General features: G+C 61.5%; 1 protein-coding gene. It reads left to right on the forward strand.

Going from position 1 to position 221, the window contains the following annotated elements; genetic code table 11:
- Positions 1-221, forward strand: a 221-nt coding sequence (locus E5W70_RS32985; protein ID WP_292665550.1) for a DUF655 domain-containing protein, incomplete at both ends; no start/stop codon positions are given.

A 221-nucleotide genomic window follows, 5' to 3' on the forward strand; every position in this document is an offset into this window, starting at 1 on the left:
CGTTCCGGGATTTCGAGGTCGGCGAGAACCGCATTTTCTATTCGCTGGCCGCGCTCAAGGGCGTCGGTGACGCGGCGGTCGAGCACATCGTCGACACGCGCGGCGAAAAACCGTTCAAGAGCCTCGCCGATTTCTGTGAAAGGGTCGATCCGAAGATCGTCGGCAAGCGCGTCTTCGAAAGCCTGATCATGGCCGGCGCGCTCGACTGCTTCGGTCATGAC

The organism is Mesorhizobium sp. (genome assembly GCF_005063415.1).
GTDB lineage: Bacteria > Pseudomonadota > Alphaproteobacteria > Rhizobiales > Rhizobiaceae > Mesorhizobium.